The sequence below is a fragment of the Streptomyces sp. NPDC005202 genome, assembly GCF_040608235.1.
In the GTDB taxonomy this organism is placed as follows: domain Bacteria; phylum Actinomycetota; class Actinomycetes; order Streptomycetales; family Streptomycetaceae; genus Streptomyces.
The window spans coordinates 1-16,616 of the sequence record NZ_JBEXHW010000031.1 but is presented as its reverse complement, the minus strand read 5'-3'; the positions used below and the strand labels follow the sequence as shown (position 1 = coordinate 16,616).

Below are 16,616 nucleotides of genomic sequence, written 5' to 3'. Positions count from 1 at the left end.
ACGGGCGGATCAGGGTGTCGGCGCGTAGCGCTGTCAGGTGGGGCGGTGGTGGGTGACGGGCGGGCGGGTAAGGTCTGCGGCTGTGAGTGGTACGTCCTCAGCTCTTCAGCCTCCCGCCGACGCCGTGAAACCCGTGCGGCACCCTGATGCTCCTGCGCCCGGTGAGCTCCTCGGGGCGCACTATGGCCGGTGTTTCGGCTGTGGCGGAGAGCAGCCGCACGGACTGCGTCTGCAGGCGCGGGCCGGTGACGGCGTCAGCATTACCGCCGAGTTCACCGTGCAGCCCGCCCACCAGGGGGCACCTGGCCTCGCGCACGGTGGTGTGCTCGCGACCGCCCTCGACGAGACCCTCGGCTCGCTGAACTGGCTGCTGCGGACGATCGCCGTGACCGGACGGCTGGAGACCGACTTCGTGCGGCCGGTGCCGGTCGGTACGACGCTGTATCTGGAGGCCGAGGTCACGGCGGTGGCCGGACGGAAGATCTACTCGAGGGCCACCGGACGCATCGGCGGTCCCGACGGGCCTGTCGCCGTCCGGGCCGACGCCCTCTTCATCGAGGTGAAGGCCGACCACTTCGTGCACCACGGCCGTAAGGAAGAGATCCAGGCAGCCATGGACGACCCGGACCAGGTCCGGCGCGCCCGCGCCTTCGAGGTGAACCCGTGAGCCGCGACCCCGTGAACCTGCTGATCCGGCGCATCGACCCCGACGTACCGCTTCCGGCGTACGCGCATCCCGGCGACGCCGGAGCCGATCTTCGGACGACGCACAGCTGTGAACTGAAGCCGGGGGAGCGGGCCGTGCTGCCCACGGGGGTGTCTGTCGCCCTCCCGGAGGGGTACGCGGCCTTCGTGCACCCGCGCTCCGGTCTCGCCGCCCGCTGCGGTGTCGCCCTCGTGAATGCCCCGGGGACGGTTGATGCCGGGTACCGTGGGGAGATCAAGGTGATCGTGGTGAATCTCGACCCGCGCGAGTCCGTGCGGTTCGAGCGCTTCGACCGGATTGCCCAACTGGTCGTTCAGCAGGTCGAGAGGGTCCGCTTCCAGGAGGTGGCGGAGCTTCCCGACTCGGCGCGGGCCGAGGGGGGCTTCGGGTCCACCGGTGGCCACGCCGCGGTGGACGACGCGAGCGGCACAAGCGGTCGGGCCGCCATGGGCGGCCAGACGGGTGGGTATCGATACGCTTCGGTCGTATCCGACCGGGAAGGACAGTGACGTGTTCGGACGTCGCAAGAAGAAGGGTGCCGCCGAGGACGCGGCCGGCGAGGCCGAGCAGGTCGTCGACAGCGTCGACACCGAGGCGGACGACGAGGTCGAGCGCGAGCGGGTGAGGCTCGAGCCCGGGCCGCGGCCCGACGGGCCCTGGGACAGCTCGGAGGTGCGCGACCCCGGCGAGGGCCGCGTGGACCTCGGCGGTCTGTTCGTGCCGGGCGTCGACGGCATGGAGCTGCGGGTCGAGGTCGCGGGCGACGCTATCGTCGCGGCGACCGTCGTACTGGGTGACAGCGCCATCCAGCTGCAGGCCTTCGCCGCGCCCAAGCGCGAGGGCATCTGGTCCGAGGTGCGCGAGGAGATCGCCGCCGGCATCACCCAGCAGGGTGGCATCGTCGACGAGGTCGAGGGTCCGCTGGGCTGGGAACTGCGCGCCCAGGTGCCGGTGCAGCTGCCGGACGGCACGGGTGGTTTCCAGGTCGTCAGGTTCGTCGGCGTGGACGGCCCCCGCTGGTTCCTGCGCGGGGTCATCTCGGGCCAGGGTGCGGTGCAGCCGGAGGCGGCCGGTCTGCTCGAGCAGATCTTCCGGGACACCGTCGTGGTCCGCGGCGACGGCCCGATGGCGCCCCGCGACCCGATCGTCCTGAAGCTGCCGAACGACGCCCAGATGGTCCCCGAGGGCGTCCAGCAGGAGGAGGGCGGCTCCCGCTTCTCCGGCGGCATGGGTCAGCTGCAGCGCGGGCCGGAGATCACCGAGGTACGTTAAGGCAGGCAGGTACACAGGCGCACAAAAGGGCCGCATCCCTCGGGATGCGGCCCTTTGCCGTGCCCAAGTTCTCGCATGTGAACGGCAGTTGAGAACGGCAGTTGAGCAGGCCGTCTTTCTTCACCTCTTGACGGAAGTCTGGTCCAGACCTATGATCACCGGCCAACGCGCGTTCAGAAACCCATGTGTCGTTCACATACGAGAACGGATGGCTGCCGTATGCCTGCGGCTCCCCCACGTCACCGCCGCAGATCCCGCGCCGTACTGTTCATCGCATTGGTCGCCGCCCTGGTCGGCGGCTTTCTGCTGCGGCCCCAGGCCCACCGCGCCGAAGCAGCCCCCACCACCTTCGTCCACCCCGGAGTGACCGTCTCCCGCGCTTAGCTGGACTTCGCCGCAGCAAGGTCCTCGCCGACGCCCAGCCCTGGAAGGGCGCCTACGACCAGATGCTGGCGAGCGGCTACGCCAACCTCAGCCGCACCCCCAAGCCCCGGGCCACCGTGGAGTGCGGCTCGTACTCCAACCCGAACTACGGCTGCACCGACGAGCGCGAGGACGCGATAGCCGCGTACTCCGACGCGCTCGCCTGGTACATCACCCGCGACGCGCGCCGCCTGGGAGACCCTCACCCATGGGGACAACCCCGCGTGAAACTCCAGCGGGGTCCCGCCCGTTGAAGCATTGAAGGAACCGGGCGCCCGTCGTGATACCGGCGCCCGGTCCACGGGGGACCACACGGGGAGGGCACATGAGCCAGGTCGTCACCGAGACCATGGTGCGCGTGGAGAACGTCCACAAGTCGTACGGCCACGGAGCCGCCGCGGTGCACGCCCTGCGCGGGGTCTCCTTCGAGGTCCCGCGCGGTGAACTCGTCGCCCTCAAGGGGCGCTCCGGGTCCGGCAAGACCACGCTCCTCAACATCGTCGGCGGTCTCGACGAGCCGGACGAGGGACGCGTCCACGTCGACGGTCTCGACCTCTCGGAGCTCGGCGAGGACGGGCTCCTCGCCCTGCGCCGGGACCGCGTCGGGTTCGTCTTCCAGTCCTTCGGCCTCATCCCGATCCTCACGGCCGCCGAGAACGTCGGTGTGCCGATGCGGCTGCGCCGCGTGGACCCGCGCGAGCGCGAGGAGCGCGTCGAGCTGCTGCTGGCCCTCGTCGGCCTCGCCGACCACGCCCGGCAGCGGCCCGGCGAGCTCTCCGGCGGCCAGCAGCAGCGCGTCGCCATAGCCCGCGCCCTCGCGAACAACCCGGCGCTCCTCATCGCCGACGAGCCGACCGGCCGGCTGGACGCGGAGACCGGCCACGCCGTGATGGAACTGCTGCGTGCCGTCGTCCACAGCGAACAGGTGACGGCGCTGGTCGCGACGCACGACGCGACCCTGCTCGACCTGGCCGACCGGGTCCTGGAGCTGAGCGACGGGGAGATCGTCGAGCACTGAACGCCCGAGGCGTCAGGGTTGCGTCAAAGACGGTCCCCGAAGCCCGCACGGTCCCTTTCGTCGCGATTGATGGCCGTAAGGTCGACGCGGCGTGCGCAGCTGTGGCGGGAAGACAATGGGGCCATGGGACGCGGCAAGCTTCGGATCCACCTCGGTGCGGCACCGGGCGTCGGCAAGACGTACGCGATGCTGTCCGAGGCGCATCGCCGGGTGGAGCGGGGCACCGACTGCGTGGTCGCGTTCGTGGAGCACCACGACCGGCCGCGCACCGAGGTGATGCTGCACGGCCTGGAGCAGGTGCCGCGCAGGGAGCTGGAGTACCGGGGGAGTACGTTCACCGAGATGGACGTCGACGCCGTCCTGCGCCGCGCCCCGGCGGTCGCCCTGGTGGACGAGCTCGCCCACACCAACATCCCCGGCTCCCGCAACGCCAAGCGCTGGCAGGACGTGGAGGAGCTGCTCGCGGCCGGGACCGATGTCGTCACCACGGTCAACATCCAGCACCTGGAGTCCCTCGGCGACGTCGTCGAGTCGATCACCGGCGTACGGCAGCGGGAGACCGTGCCCGACGAGGTCGTCCGTCGGGCGGACCAGATAGAGCTGGTCGACATGTCGCCCGAGGCGCTGCGCCGTCGCATGGCCCACGGCAACATCTACCAGCCGGACAAGGTCGACGCGGCCCTGTCCAACTACTTCCGGCCCGGCAACCTCACCGCCCTGCGCGAGCTGGCGCTGCTGTGGGTGGCCGACCGGGTCGACGAGTACCTGCAGCGCTACCGCAGCGAGCACCGGGTGTCGAAGATCTGGGGCTCGCGCGAGCGGATCGTGGTCGGCCTGACCGGCGGTCCCGAGGGGCGCACGCTGATCCGTCGCGCCGCCCGGCTCGCCGAAAAGGGGGCCGGCGGCGAGGTCATGGCCCTCTACATCGCCCGCAGCGACGGTCTGACTTCGGCCTCCCCGAAGGAGCTGGCCGTGCAGCGCACCCTCGTCGAGGATCTCGGCGGCACCTTCCACCACGTCGTCGGCGACGACATCCCGGCCGCGCTGCTCGATTTCGCGCGCGGCGTGAACGCCACCCAGATCGTGCTCGGCTCCTCGCGCCGCAAGACCTGGCAGTACGTCTTCGGCCCCGGCGTCGGCGCCACGGTGGCCCGCGAGTCCGGTCCCGACCTGGATGTGCACCTGGATGTGCACATCGTCACCCACGAGGAGGTCGCCAAGGGGCGCGGACTGCCCGTCGCCCGGGGAGCGCGGCTGGGACGGGCGCGGATCGTCGGCGGCTGGGTGGTCGGCGTCGTGGGGCCCGCGGTGCTCGCGGCGCTGCTGAACGCCGTGCACCTGGGCCTCGCCAACGACATGCTGCTGTTCCTCACACTGACGGTGGCGGCGGCCCTGCTCGGCGGGGTGCTGCCGGCGCTCGCCGCGGCGGCCGTCGGATCGTTCCTGCTGAACTACTTCTACACGCCCCCGCTGCACCGGCTCACCATCGCCGACCCCCAGAACATCGTCGCCATCGTGATCTTCGTCGGGGTCGCCGTGTCCGTGGCCTCGGTGGTGGACCTCGCGGCCAGCCGCACCCACCAGGCGGCCCGGCTGCGCGCCGAGGCCGAGATCCTCTCCTTCCTGGCGGGCAGCGTCCTGCGCGGCGAAACCAGCCTGGAGGCACTCCTCGAGCGGGTCCGCGTGACCTTCGGCATGGAGTCGGTGGCGCTGCTGGAGCGGCAGAGCGACGTGGACCCGTGGACGTGCGCCGGGCGGGTCGGCACGGGGCGGCCACTGGAACGGCCCGAGGACGCGGACGTGGACATACCGGTCGGCGACCACATGGCGCTGGCGCTGACCGGACGCGTGCTGCCCGCCTCCGACCGCCGGGTGCTCTCCGCCTTCGCCGCGCAGGCCGCCGTCGTCCTGGACCGCCGGCGTCTCCAGGAGGAGGCCGACCGGGCCCGTGCCCTCGCCGAGGGCAACCGCATCCGCACCGCGCTGCTCGCCGCGGTCAGCCATGACCTCCGTACACCGCTCGCCGGGATCAAGGCGGCGGTCTCGTCGCTGCGGGCCGAGGACGTCGAGTGGTCCGAGGAGGACCAGGCGGAGCTGCTGGAGGGCATCGAGGAGGGCGCCGACCGGCTCGACCACCTTGTCGGCAACCTTCTCGACATGTCCCGCCTGCAGACCGGCACGGTCACCCCGCTGATCCGGGAGATCGACCTCGACGAAGTGGTGCCGATGGCGCTGGGCGGGGTGCCGGAGGACAGCGTGGCCCTGGACATCCCCGAAACGCTGCCCATGGTCGCCGTGGACCCCGGCCTGCTGGAGCGGTCGGTGGCGAACCTGGTGGAGAACGCCGTGAAGTACAGCCCGCCGAGGGAGCCGATCCTGGTGTCCGCCAGCTCCATCGCCGACCGCGTCGAGGTGCGCGTGGTGGACCGCGGGCCGGGCGTCCCGGACGAGGCGAAGGACCGCATCTTCGAGCCCTTCCAGCGCCACGGCGACGCCCCGCGCGGAGCGGGCGTCGGCCTCGGCCTCGCGGTGGCGCGCGGCTTCGCCGAGGCCATGAACGGCACGCTCACCGCCGAGGACACGCCCGGCGGCGGCCTCACCATGGTCCTCAGCCTCCGCGCGGCGGGAGCGCGCCACGAGCCGCTGCCGTCCGCACAGGCACACAATGCCGTACAACCCGAAAGGCAGGCTTCATGGTGAGCCCGACCGGGGGGACCCCCCAGGCCCCGACGAGGGTGCTCGTGGTCGACGACGAGCCGCAGATCGTGCGCGCCCTCGTGATCAACCTCAAGGCACGCAAGTACGAGGTCGACGCCGCCCACGACGGCAGGACCGCCCTCGACCTGGCCGCCTCCCGCCACCCCGACGTGGTGGTCCTCGACCTGGGCCTGCCCGACATGGACGGCGTCGAGGTGATCAGGGGCCTGCGCGGCTGGACCCGCGTGCCGATCCTGGTGCTGTCCGCCCGGCACTCCTCCGACGAGAAGGTCCAGGCGCTGGACGCGGGCGCCGACGACTACGTCACCAAGCCCTTCGGCATGGACGAGCTGCTGGCCCGGCTGCGGGCCGCCGTCCGCCGCGCCGAGCCCACCGGGGGCGGCGAGGGCGACGTGATGGTGGAGACCGAGGAGTTCACCGTCGACCTGGTCGCCAAGAAGGTCAACCGGGGCGGCAAGGACGTACGGCTGACCCCGACGGAATGGCACCTGCTGGAGGTGCTGGTCCGCAACACCGGCCGTCTGGTCAGCCAGAAGCAGCTGCTTCAGGAGGTGTGGGGGCCGTCGTACGGGACGGAGACGAACTACCTGCGCGTGTACATGGCGCAGCTGCGCAGAAAGCTGGAGGCCGACCCGTCGCACCCGAAGCACTTCATCACGGAACCGGGGATGGGGTACCGGTTCGAGAAGTGAGCTGCGAGGGGGCCGGGGGTCCGGGGGTTGTCCCCCGGGGGGTGCGGTATCACGGGACCGGGGATGGGGTACCGGTTCGAGAAGTGTGCCGTTCGTGCGGGGCGGTTCGGGTGCAAGCCCCGCGAGTACGTTGCTGTCGATGCACCCCGGTAGGCTTCAGATATGAGTGCTGCTCCTCGTCCCGAAAAGCCGGTGGGCCGGTTCCGGCGCATGCTCGACCGGCTCTCCTCGTCGCAGGAGGACCTGGAGTCCGAGGAGCTGCGGGAGGACGCCGACACCACGGGCTGTACGCGGATCGGTGACTGCCACGACCGGCAGATCGTCACGGTTACTGGTACCTTGCGCACGGTCACCCTGCGCCCGCGCGCCGGAGTCCCGGCCCTCGAGGCAGAGCTGTTCGACGGCTCCGCCGCCCTGGACGTGGTGTGGCTCGGCAGGCGCTCCATCGTGGGGATAGAACCGGGGCGCAAGCTGATCGCATCGGGCCGGATCTCGATGAGCCGGGGCCGCCGGGTGCTGTTCAACCCCAAGTACGAACTGAGACCCCTCGGAGGGGAGTAGCCCGTGACGCCGCTCGACAAGCCCACCGAAGACACTCAGACGGACGACGCCCGGGCGGTGACGGAGGCCGCGCTGTTCGAGGCGTTCGGCGGGGTGCGGGGCATGGTCGAGACGGTGCTGCCCGGCCTCCTCTTCGTCACCATCTTCACGATCAACAAGAACCTGCACTGGTCGGCGATCGCCGCGCTGGCCGTGTCGCTGGTCCTGGTGGTGGTCCGGCTGGCGATGAAGGACACCGTCAAGCACGCCTTCAGCGGTGTCTTCGGCGTCGCCTTCGGCGTGGTCTTCGCGATGATGACCGGCAACGCCAAGGACTTCTACCTGCCCGGCATGCTCTACACGCTGGGCCTGGCGCTGGCGTACATCATCACCACGCTCGCCGACGTCCCACTGATCGGCCTGATCCTCGGCCCGGTCTTCAAGGAGAACCTCTCCTGGCGCACCCGCAACCCGGGCCGCAAGAAGGCCTACGCGAAGGCCAGTTGGGCCTGGGGCCTGATCCTGCTCGCCAAGTGCGCGATCCTCTTCCCGCTGTACTGGTGGGCCAACACCGCGCAGCTGGGCTGGGTCCTGATCGCCCTCAAGATCCCGCCGTTCCTGCTGGCGGTCTGGCTGACCTGGTTGTTCCTGGCGAAGGCGCCCGCGCCCATCGACGTGTTCGCGGAGATGGAGGCGGAGGAGAAGGCCGAGCAGGAACGGAGGGCGGCCCTCGCGCAGGAGCGCGGCGAGGCGTCGGCGGGCGGACGTCACCGTCGGTAGGCGTAGCTTTCGTACGACGACGAGGGGCGCCCGGTGATCACCGGGCGCCCCTCGTCGTTGTATGCCGGGAAGACGTACCCCTCGAAGATCCCGAAGGGATCAGCCCGCCGTGTCCTCCCGCCGCACCGACAGCAGATCCTCCAGTTGCTCCTCGCGGGCCTGCGCGGCCACGAACAGCAGCTCGTCGCCCACCTCCAGGGAGTCCTCCTGGGACGGGGTGAGGACGCGGGTGCCGCGGATGATGGTGACCAGGGAGGTGTCCTCGGGCCACTCGACGTCGCCGACCTGCGTGCCCGCCAGCGCGGACTCCTCCGGCAGCGTCAGCTCGACGAGGTTGGCGTCGCCGTGGCTGAAGCGGAGCAGGCGGACCAGGTCGCCGACGCTCACCGCCTCCTCGACCAGGGCGGACATCAGACGGGGGGTCGACACGGCGACGTCCACTCCCCACGCCTCGTTGAACAGCCACTCGTTCTTCGGGTTGTTCACGCGGGCCACCACCCGCGGCACGCCGTACTCCGTCTTCGCCAGCAGCGCGACGACCAGGTTCACCTTGTCGTCGCCCGTCGCGGCGATCACGACGTTGCAGCGCTGCAGCGCCGCCTCGTCCAGGGACGTGATCTCGCAGGCGTCGGCCAGCAGCCACTCCGCCTGCGGGACGCGCTCGACCGAGATGGCGGTCGGCGCCTTGTCGATGAGAAGGACCTCGTGGCCGTTCTCCAGCAGCTCGCCCGCGATCGAGCGACCGACCGCGCCGGCACCGGCAATGGCGACCCTCATCAGTGACCGCTCTCCTCTTCGGGGCCCTCGGCGAACGCCGCCTCGACCTTCTCCACGTCGTCCGTCCGCATCATCACGTGCACCAGGTCGCCCTCCTGCAGCACCGTCTGCGAGGTGGGCAGGATCGCCTCGCCGAGGCGGGTCAGGAACGCCACACGGACGCCCGTCTCCTCCTGCAGCTTGCTGATCTTGTGGCCGACCCACTTCGGGGAGGCGTGCACCTCGGCGAGCTGGACGCCGCCGGTGGGGTCGCGCCACAGCGGCTCGGCGCCCGAGGGCAGCAGCCGGCGCAGCATCTGGTCGGCCGTCCAGCGGACCGTGGCCACGGTCGGGATGCCCAGGCGCTGGTAGACCTCGGCGCGGCGGGGGTCGTAGATGCGGGCCGCGACGTTCTGCACGCCGAACATCTCGCGGGCCACGCGCGCGGAGATGATGTTCGAGTTGTCGCCGCTGGAGACGGCCGCGAAGGCTCCGGCCTCCTCGATGCCCGCCTCACGCAGGGTGTCCTGGTCGAAGCCGATCCCGGTGACTCGGCGGCCGCCGAACCCGGGGCCCAGTCGGCGGAAGGCGGTGGGGTCCTGGTCGATCACGGCGACCGTGTGCCCCTGTTGCTCCAGGGTCTGGGCGAGAGCGGAGCCCACTCTCCCGCAGCCCATGATGACGATGTGCACGACCGTCCTTCCGGTGTCCATAGTTACTGCTCAGCCCCATCAGGGTCTCAGACGAAGGCCCAAGCTACACATGCACGGTGCGAGGTGGGCACCCCTGTGCGGTTCGGCGGCGGTTTGCGGCGATCAGCGCCTCACCGGGCTTCGATGAGCGCCTCACCGAGCCTCGATCAGCGGCTCACCGGGCGTCGATCAGCGTCTCACTCGGCCTCGGAGGGCCGGCGCCGAGTGATGCTGCGCACGCTGCGCAGGGTCAGGAATCCGAGGCCGAGCAGTGCGGCGGCGGCGCCGATCAGCTCTGCGGTCGCGGGCATGGAGCCTCCGAGGGTCGGCGAGAAGCGGGGCTTCCGTCATCTAGGCACGGCGACCGCCTCACCTGCGGAATCCGTTGCGCCTCCGATCCTGGATTCCACTCGTGGGGCAGATGTGGGGTGGCAGGTGGGCGAGCCCGTGTTCGAAGGCTTACGATTCTCTGTTGTGTCCAAACTGACCGACGTGCCCAAACGGATCCTGATCGGGCGCGCACTGCGCAGCGACCGGCTGGGCGAAACGCTCCTGCCGAAGCGCATCGCACTCCCCGTCTTCGCTTCCGACCCGCTGTCCTCCGTGGCGTACGCCCCTGGAGAGGTCCTGCTGGTCCTGTCCATCGCGGGTGTGTCGGCGTACCACTTCAGCCCCTGGATCGCGGCCGCGGTCGTCGTGCTGATGTTCACCGTGGTCGCCTCCTACCGGCAGAACGTGCACGCCTACCCGAGCGGCGGCGGCGATTACGAGGTGGCGACCACCAACCTCGGCCCCAAGGCGGGCCTGACGGTCGCCAGCGCTCTCCTCGTCGACTACGTCCTCACCGTCGCCGTCTCCATCGCCTCCGGCATCGAGAACCTCGGCTCCGCGATCCCCTTTGTCGTCGAGCACAAGGTGCTCTGCGCGGTCGCCGTGATCGTGCTGCTGACGCTGATGAACCTGCGCGGCGTGAAGGAGTCCGGCACGCTCTTCGCGATCCCGACGTACGTCTTCGTCACCGGCGTCTTCCTCATGATCGCGTGGGGTGCCTTCCGCGGGCTGGTCCTCGGCGACACCATGCGCGCGCCGACGGCCGACTACCACATCAAGGCCGAGCACCAGGGCCTCGCCGGCTTCGCCCTCGTCTTCCTGCTGCTGCGGGCCTTCTCCTCCGGCTGTGCCGCGCTCACCGGCGTCGAGGCGATCTCCAACGGCGTCCCGGCCTTCCGCAAACCCAAGTCGAAGAACGCGGCGACCACGCTGGCTCTGATGGGCCTGCTGGCCGTGACGATGTTCTGCGGCATCATCGCCCTCGCGATGACCAGCAAGGTCCGCATGGCCGAGAAACCGGCCACCGACCTCATCCACAACGGCAACCCGGTCGGCTCCGGCTACGTCCAGAACCCGGTGATCTCCCAGGTCGCCGAGGCCGTCTTCGGCAAGGGCAGCTTCCTGTTCGTCGTGCTGGCCGCGGCGACCGCCCTGGTGCTGTTCCTGGCCGCCAACACCGCCTACAACGGCTTCCCGCTGCTCGGCTCGATCCTCGCCCAGGACCGCTACCTGCCCCGCCAGTTGCACACCCGCGGCGACCGCCTCGCCTTCTCCAACGGCATCGTGCTGCTCGCGGGCGCGGCGGCCCTGCTGACCTTCATCTACGGCGCCGACTCGACCCGGCTGATCCAGCTGTACATCGTCGGCGTGTTCGTGTCCTTCACGCTCAGCCAGACCGGCATGGTCAGGCACTGGAACCGCCACCTGGCCACCGAGAAGGACCCGGCCAAGCGCCGCCACATGGTCCGCTCGCGCGCCATCAACGCCTTCGGCGCCTTCTTCACCGGCCTGGTGCTGATCGTCGTGCTGGTCACGAAGTTCACGCACGGTGCCTGGGTGGCGCTGCTCGGCATGTGCATCTTCTACGCGACGATGACCGCGATCCGTAAGCACTACGACCGCGTCGCCGAGGAGATCGCGGCCCCCGACGGACCCAGCGACGACATGGTCCGGCCGTCCCGGGTGCACTCGGTCGTCCTGATCTCCAAGATCCATCGCCCCACGCTGCGCGCGCTGGCGTACGCCAAGCTGATGCGCTCGGACACCCTGGAGGCGCTCACCGTCAACGTCGACCCGGCGGAGACCAAGGCGCTGCGGGAGGAGTGGGAGCGGCGCGGCATCGACGTACCGCTGAAGGTGCTCGACTCGCCGTACCGCGAGATCACGCGGCCGGTCATCGAGTACGTCAAGAGCCTGCGCAAGGAGTCCCCGCGCGCCGCGGTCTCGGTGATCATTCCCGAGTACGTGGTCGGCCACTGGTACGAGCACCTGCTGCACAACCAGAGCGCGCTGCGCCTGAAGGGCCGACTGCTGTACACGCCGGGCGTGATGGTGACGTCGGTGCCGTACCAGCTGCAGTCCTCCGAAGCGGCCCGGGACAGGGCCCGCAGGCGGCAGGAGTGGAACGCGCCGGGCGCGGTGCGGCGCGGGCCGGCTCAGGAGCGGCCGAAGGAGTCGTCGGCAACGAAGGGCTGAGGCCCCCGGCCTGTGGTCAACGGCCGGACGGCACCCACGTAGACTGGTGGGTTGTCGTCCGGCCGTTTCCCTTTCTCGATCTGGAGTCACCCCGCCATGCAGGCAGAACCGAAGAAGTCGCTGGTGGGAGAGGAGTACGAGGTCGAGATCGGCCCCGTCGCCCACGGCGGCCACTGCATCGCCCGCAGCTCGGAGGGCCAGGTGCTGTTCGTGCGGCACACGCTGCCCGGCGAGCGGGTCGTGGCGCGGGTGACCGAGGGCGAGGAGGGGGCCCGCTTCCTGCGCGCGGACGCGGTGCAGGTGCTGTCGCCGTCGAAGGACCGCATCGAAGCCCCCTGCCCCTACGCCGGCCCCGGCCGCTGCGGCGGCTGCGACTGGCAGCACGCCAAGCCGGGCGCCCAGCGCCGGCTGAAGGGCGAGGTGATCGCCGAGCAGCTCAAGCGGCTCGCCGGCCTCACCCCGGAGGAGGCGGGCTGGGACGGCACGGTGGTGCCGGCCGAGGGCGACAAGCTGCCGGCGGGTCAGGTCCCGCAGTGGCGGACGCGCGTGCAGTACGCGGTCGACGCCGGCACGGGGAAGGCGGGCCTGCGCCGTCACCGCTCGCACGAGGTCGAGCCGATCGAGCACTGCATGATCGCCGCCGAGGGCGTCAGCGAACTGGGCATCGAGAAGCGCGACTGGACGGGCATGGAGTCCGTCGAGGCGATCGCGGCGACGGGCTCGCAGGACCGCCAGGTGATCCTCACGCCGAAGCCGGGCGCGCGGCTGCCGCTGGTGGAGCTGGACCGTCCGGTGTCGGTGCTGCGCGTCGACGAGAAGACCGGCGGCATCCACCGCGTCCACGGCCGCCCCTTCGTCCGCGAACGCGCCGACGGCCGCACCTACCGCGTCGGAGGCGGCGGCTTCTGGCAGGTCCACCCGAAGGCGGCCGACACCCTGGTGACGGCGGTCATGCAGGGCCTGCTGCCGCGCAAGGGCGACATGGCCCTCGACCTGTACTGCGGCGTCGGCCTCTTCGCCGGCGCGCTGGCCGACCGGGTCGGCGAAAAGGGCGCGGTGCTCGGCATCGAGTCCGGCAAGCGCGCGGTGGAGGACGCCCGCCACAACCTGGCCGACTTCCCGCGCGTCCGCATCGAGCAGGGCAAGGTCGAGTCGGTCCTGCCGCGCACCGGCATCACCGAGGTCGACCTGATCGTCCTCGACCCGCCGCGAGCGGGCGCGGGCCGCAGGACGGTGCAGCACCTGTCGTCCCTGGGCGCGCGAAGGATCGCCTACGTGGCCTGCGACCCGGCGGCCCTGGCGCGGGACCTGACGTACTTCCGGGACGGCGGATACCGGGTGCGGACGCTGCGGGCGTTCGATCTGTTTCCGATGACGCATCACGTGGAGTGCGTCGCGATCCTCGAACCGGCCGCAAAGGGTTCCTGACCTGCGATTTTGTGCGTGCGCATTATGTGCGGTGTGGGCGTTACGGGCGATATCCTGACGCTGAAATGACGCTCGTGACGCTCATTTGACGCTCGTTTTGATGGGTCGTCAGGCTAACTGGGGCATGTCAGAGGAACTGCCGAGACGTCGAAAGGGACCAGTGTTTTACGGCGCCGACGCCGTATGCAGCAGAGCGGCCCTGCTCCACGGCAAGTCGTACGATCGTCGACCTGCGCACCACCGCCTGCACGACCGCCGACAGGACGAAGCCCAGGTGCTCGGCTACCCGCCGGTGCAGCACCTTGGCCTGTAGGCCGTTGAGGGCCAGTACGAGGACCAGGACGAGCTTGGTTCTGGTCGCAGGGGAGGCGAGGTCCGGGTGGAGCACGACGCCGCTGACCACAAGGCCCGTCAGTCCCGCCCAGAGGGGGACGTGCAGCCGGCCTGTGCAGCCGACGGCCTCGTCCAGCGTGCAGCGGCCGGTCAACCACAGCAGCCCGTAGTAGTCGGCCACCAGGACGGCACCGAAGCCGAGGACCAGCAAGGCCAGATGGACGAAGAGCGCGGCGGTGTGCAAGGCATGATCGGCTCGCAGGTGTGAGGAGACCCAGAGCGAAGCTGTCCAGGTCGCGGACATCAGCAGCGCACCCGCAGCAGTGGTCCACCAGGAGGAGGGGACTCCGACCCCGTTGGTGACGACCTCGCGCCCGGACATGGCGGCGGGAGGTGCGGGACGCCTTCTGGCCTGCACTGACGCCCGAAGCGTCTCCGGGTCGATAGGGGGCCGAGATCTGACGGCGCGAAGGTTGTTAGGTAAGCCTTGCCTGTTCTACTCTCTGCCGTCGTCCGCTACCCGCGTCCCCGGGAGACTCGATGTCCGCTTCCCAGATCGCCCTGCTCGGCGCGATCGCAGGCTTCACCATCTACCTCGGCCTGCCGCTCGGCCGCCTGCGCTCGCCCGCCCCCCGGCTCAAGGCCACGCTGAACGCCGTTGCCGTCGGCATCCTGGTCTTCCTGGTCTGGGACGTCCTGACCCACGCCTGGGAGCCGGTCGACGGCGCGCTGAGCGATCGTCATTGGGGCACCGCCCTGACCGGCGGCCTCGTTCTTGCGGCCGGACTCACCGCGGGCCTGGCGAGCCTGGTCTACTACGACCGCTGGGCCGCACTCCGCCGCACTACCGCCGAGCGGCCCGCCGGCCCGGGAGCTGCCGGCACCGCCGAACTGGCCCCCAAGACCCGCTCCCACGCCGGTGAACTGGCCCTGATGATCGCCATCGGGATCGGCCTGCACAACTTCGCCGAGGGCCTGGCGATCGGCAACTCCGCGGCCAAGGGCGAGATCTCCCTGGCCATTTTGTTGATCGTCGGTTTCGGCCTGCACAACGCCACCGAGGGCTTCGGCATCGTCGCCCCGCTGGCCGCCGAGGGTGAACGCCCCTCGTGGACCACGCTCGGCCTGCTCGGCCTGATCGGCGGCGGCCCCACCTTCATCGGCACCCTGGTGGGACAGCACCTGGTCAACGACACCCTGTCCATCGCCTTCCTCGGGCTCGCCGCCGGATCCATCCTCTACGTCGTCATCGAACTGCTGGCAGTCGCCCGCAAGGCCGCACTCAAGGAACTGACCACCTGGGGCATCCTCGGTGGCCTGGTCCTCGGCTTCGCCACCGACGCCATCGTCACCGCAGCAGGAGTCTGAGACTCTTCCCTCCCGCTGCCCGCCACCGTTCTCCTCGGAAGTGGCGGGCAGTAGAAGTGCCTCGGGTCCCGCTCCCTTGCTCTTCGGAGCCACCACCCTTGTCCCGTTGCTGCCGGCCGCCCTCGCAGTCGGCGGCAGCCCGACGGCCTGCGTCGCTGTCGTGTGCCGTTGAGCGAGTGCCGGCTTCGGCCTGACCGAGCGCCTTTCCAAGCGCGACGTTCCAGCGCCCGGCACGACCGCTGAACTCGGTTGCTTCAGCGGTGCCACATCGATCCGCCAGAACGCCGATTCGGGTGCCCCCAACACCCGAACGGCCACGGCTTTTACGATCCCGGGCTCCACGACAGCGACGGTGCGGCCCGAGCCCTGCGCGACCTCGTCCATCCAGGCCGCGACACGTCCGCACAGCTGACGGAGCGACTACCCGCCGTGCGGCGCCGCCGCCGCATCCGCCAGCCACACCGCGACGCCGTCCGGGTCGTCGGCGCTGACCTCGTCGAGCGTCCGGCCCCGCCAGGAACCCGTGTCCATCCCGGCCAGTTCGGGTGCGACAACGGCATCAAGGCCGAGTGCCGACGCCGTCTCTCGGCACCGCACAGTGGGGGACACGAGCATCCGGTCGGCGCGCGGAAGAGACCCTGCGGCCGACCGGGCACGCGCCGCCCCGGCCGCGTCCAGCGGGCACCGGTCATGGGCAGGTGGCTTCGCGCTGGCTGTGGTCACTGCCCGTCGTCGGGCTGACGCGGTGCCTGACTGGACCATTCGCCCCGTCGTGTCAGCGCCGCGTCAACGTCAGCCGGATCAGCGTCAGGATCCCGTCACGGGTGTCGGAAGGCAGGGCAGCCTGGCATAGCGTCAGCGGCGTGCCCCGGTCCGCCTCCCCGCGTCCGGGGCGATCCAGGCCCCCCAACACACCAACCACCTCGGCTCCTCGAGGAGGGATCCCATGACAGAACTCTGGTGCGGTGAAGACCCTGACTCCTCATGCCCTCTGTCAAGCCGCGCGAGCGATGGGCGGCGTGAGTTCGTAGGCCGTCCGTCGCGCAGCAGGGCCCAGAGAACGTTGACGCGGCGGCGGGCGAGAGCGAGCACGGCCTGGGTGTGGCGCTTGCCCTCGGCTCGTTTGCGGTCGTAGAACCGGCGCGACTCCTCGCAGTGCCGGATGCTGAACAACGCGGACGCCTAGGGCGCGTATCGGGTCGTGATCAATCTGTCGATTTGCCCTCGTGGTGAGGCCCTGGACCGGTAGATCTTTTTCCGTGACGCGAGTGCAACTGACGGATGCGGAATGGGAGTTCATCGGGCCGTACCTGCCGATCGGCGAGTACGGCCCGTATCCCGAGCGGCTTCGGCAGCAGTTCGAG

14 protein-coding genes and 3 pseudogenes are annotated in these 16,616 nt (G+C 70.5%); 12 read left to right on the top strand and 5 right to left on the bottom strand.

What is annotated here, in order from left to right:
• Positions 1–82: 82 nt before the first annotated feature.
• The 9 genes and pseudogenes from ABZV31_RS30655 (at position 83) to ABZV31_RS30615 (ending at position 8,149) form a co-directional block, all read left to right on the top strand.
• Complete coding sequence (locus tag ABZV31_RS30655; RefSeq protein ID WP_355900125.1) at positions 83–667, top strand: PaaI family thioesterase; 585 nt, start codon at positions 83–85, stop codon at positions 665–667.
• Positions 664–1,215, top strand: a complete 552-nt coding sequence (gene dut, locus ABZV31_RS30650; RefSeq protein WP_355900124.1) for a dUTP diphosphatase — start codon at positions 664–666, stop codon at positions 1,213–1,215. Before ABZV31_RS30655 ends, dut begins: the two co-directional genes overlap by 4 nt.
• A gap of 1 nt (position 1,216) precedes the next feature.
• Positions 1,217–1,978: a DUF3710 domain-containing protein gene (locus tag ABZV31_RS30645; RefSeq protein WP_355900122.1), complete on the top strand. Its 762-nt coding sequence runs from the start codon at positions 1,217–1,219 to the stop codon at positions 1,976–1,978.
• A 219-nt stretch (positions 1,979–2,197) separates the two neighbouring features.
• Positions 2,198–2,583 (top strand): annotated as a pseudogene (locus tag ABZV31_RS30640) (hypothetical protein); the annotation flags it as partial.
• A 143-nt stretch (positions 2,584–2,726) separates the two neighbouring features.
• Positions 2,727–3,419 (top strand): ABC transporter ATP-binding protein, encoded by a 693-nt coding sequence (locus ABZV31_RS30635; RefSeq protein WP_355900120.1) that lies wholly within the window; start codon positions 2,727–2,729, stop codon positions 3,417–3,419.
• A gap of 123 nt (positions 3,420–3,542) precedes the next feature.
• Positions 3,543–6,119, top strand: a complete 2,577-nt coding sequence (locus tag ABZV31_RS30630; protein ID WP_355900119.1) for a sensor histidine kinase KdpD — start codon at positions 3,543–3,545, stop codon at positions 6,117–6,119.
• Positions 6,113–6,829 carry a response regulator gene (locus ABZV31_RS30625; protein ID WP_355900117.1) on the top strand — a complete coding sequence of 239 codons (717 nt, stop codon included), beginning with the start codon at positions 6,113–6,115 and terminating at the stop codon, positions 6,827–6,829. Before ABZV31_RS30630 ends, ABZV31_RS30625 begins: the two co-directional genes overlap by 7 nt.
• Before the next feature lie 162 nt (positions 6,830–6,991).
• A complete protein-coding gene (locus ABZV31_RS30620; protein ID WP_355900115.1) occupies positions 6,992–7,390 on the top strand; it encodes an OB-fold nucleic acid binding domain-containing protein in 399 nt (132 codons plus the stop codon).
• A 3-nt stretch (positions 7,391–7,393) separates the two neighbouring features.
• Positions 7,394–8,149 (top strand): DUF3159 domain-containing protein, encoded by a 756-nt coding sequence (locus ABZV31_RS30615; protein WP_355900113.1) that lies wholly within the window; start codon positions 7,394–7,396, stop codon positions 8,147–8,149.
• 99 nt (positions 8,150–8,248) lie between these two features.
• On the opposite strand, the gene ABZV31_RS30610 is transcribed toward ABZV31_RS30615, so the two are convergent.
• Both ABZV31_RS30610 and ABZV31_RS30605 read right to left on the bottom strand, forming a co-directional pair.
• Complete coding sequence (locus ABZV31_RS30610) at positions 8,249–8,926, bottom strand: TrkA family potassium uptake protein (protein WP_355900111.1); 678 nt, start codon at positions 8,924–8,926, stop codon at positions 8,249–8,251.
• A complete protein-coding gene (locus ABZV31_RS30605; protein WP_355900202.1) occupies positions 8,926–9,597 on the bottom strand; it encodes a TrkA family potassium uptake protein in 672 nt (223 codons plus the stop codon). The genes ABZV31_RS30610 and ABZV31_RS30605 overlap by 1 nt, the downstream gene beginning before the upstream one ends.
• Positions 9,598–10,071: 474 nt before the next feature.
• Here ABZV31_RS30605 and ABZV31_RS30600 point away from each other — a divergent pair, with 474 nt between their 5' ends.
• The gene (locus tag ABZV31_RS30600; protein ID WP_355900109.1) at positions 10,072–12,123 is read left to right on the top strand and encodes an APC family permease; all 2,052 of its coding nucleotides are present in this window, start codon (positions 10,072–10,074) and stop codon (positions 12,121–12,123) included.
• A gap of 96 nt (positions 12,124–12,219) precedes the next feature.
• Complete coding sequence (locus ABZV31_RS30595; protein WP_355900107.1) at positions 12,220–13,551, top strand: TRAM domain-containing protein; 1,332 nt, start codon at positions 12,220–12,222, stop codon at positions 13,549–13,551.
• A 127-nt stretch (positions 13,552–13,678) separates the two neighbouring features.
• Here the strand turns inward: ABZV31_RS30595 and ABZV31_RS30590 are convergent, their stop codons facing one another.
• Positions 13,679–14,128 carry a hypothetical protein gene (locus ABZV31_RS30590; protein WP_355900106.1) on the bottom strand — a complete coding sequence of 150 codons (450 nt, stop codon included), beginning with the start codon at positions 14,126–14,128 and terminating at the stop codon, positions 13,679–13,681.
• 296 nt (positions 14,129–14,424) lie between these two features.
• Here ABZV31_RS30590 and ABZV31_RS30585 point away from each other — a divergent pair, with 296 nt between their 5' ends.
• A complete protein-coding gene (locus ABZV31_RS30585; protein WP_355900104.1) occupies positions 14,425–15,252 on the top strand; it encodes a ZIP family metal transporter in 828 nt (275 codons plus the stop codon).
• Positions 15,253–15,445: 193 nt separating this feature from the next.
• Here the strand turns inward: ABZV31_RS30585 and ABZV31_RS30580 are convergent.
• Both ABZV31_RS30580 and ABZV31_RS30575 read right to left on the bottom strand, forming a co-directional pair.
• Positions 15,446–15,975, bottom strand: a pseudogene (locus tag ABZV31_RS30580) (histidine phosphatase family protein); the annotation flags it as partial.
• Between the two features lie 271 nt (positions 15,976–16,246).
• A pseudogene (locus ABZV31_RS30575) lies at positions 16,247–16,398 on the bottom strand (IS110 family transposase); the annotation flags it as partial.
• Between the last annotated feature and the right edge of the window lie 218 nt (positions 16,399–16,616).

Excerpts from the sequence above, each read along its gene's own strand:
- ABZV31_RS30585 (WP_355900104.1), top strand. The coding sequence starts at position 14,425 with ATGTCCGCTTCCCAGATCGCCCTGCTCGGCGCGATCGCAGGCTTCACC.
- ABZV31_RS30630 (WP_355900119.1), top strand. The coding sequence starts at position 3,543 with ATGGGACGCGGCAAGCTTCGGATCCACCTCGGTGCGGCACCGGGCGTC.
- ABZV31_RS30620 (WP_355900115.1), top strand. The coding sequence starts at position 6,992 with ATGAGTGCTGCTCCTCGTCCCGAAAAGCCGGTGGGCCGGTTCCGGCGC.
- ABZV31_RS30610 (WP_355900111.1), bottom strand. The coding sequence starts at position 8,926 with ATGAGGGTCGCCATTGCCGGTGCCGGCGCGGTCGGTCGCTCGATCGCG.
- ABZV31_RS30595 (WP_355900107.1), top strand. The coding sequence starts at position 12,220 with ATGCAGGCAGAACCGAAGAAGTCGCTGGTGGGAGAGGAGTACGAGGTC.
- ABZV31_RS30625 (WP_355900117.1), top strand. The coding sequence starts at position 6,113 with ATGGTGAGCCCGACCGGGGGGACCCCCCAGGCCCCGACGAGGGTGCTC.
- ABZV31_RS30635 (WP_355900120.1), top strand. The coding sequence starts at position 2,727 with ATGAGCCAGGTCGTCACCGAGACCATGGTGCGCGTGGAGAACGTCCAC.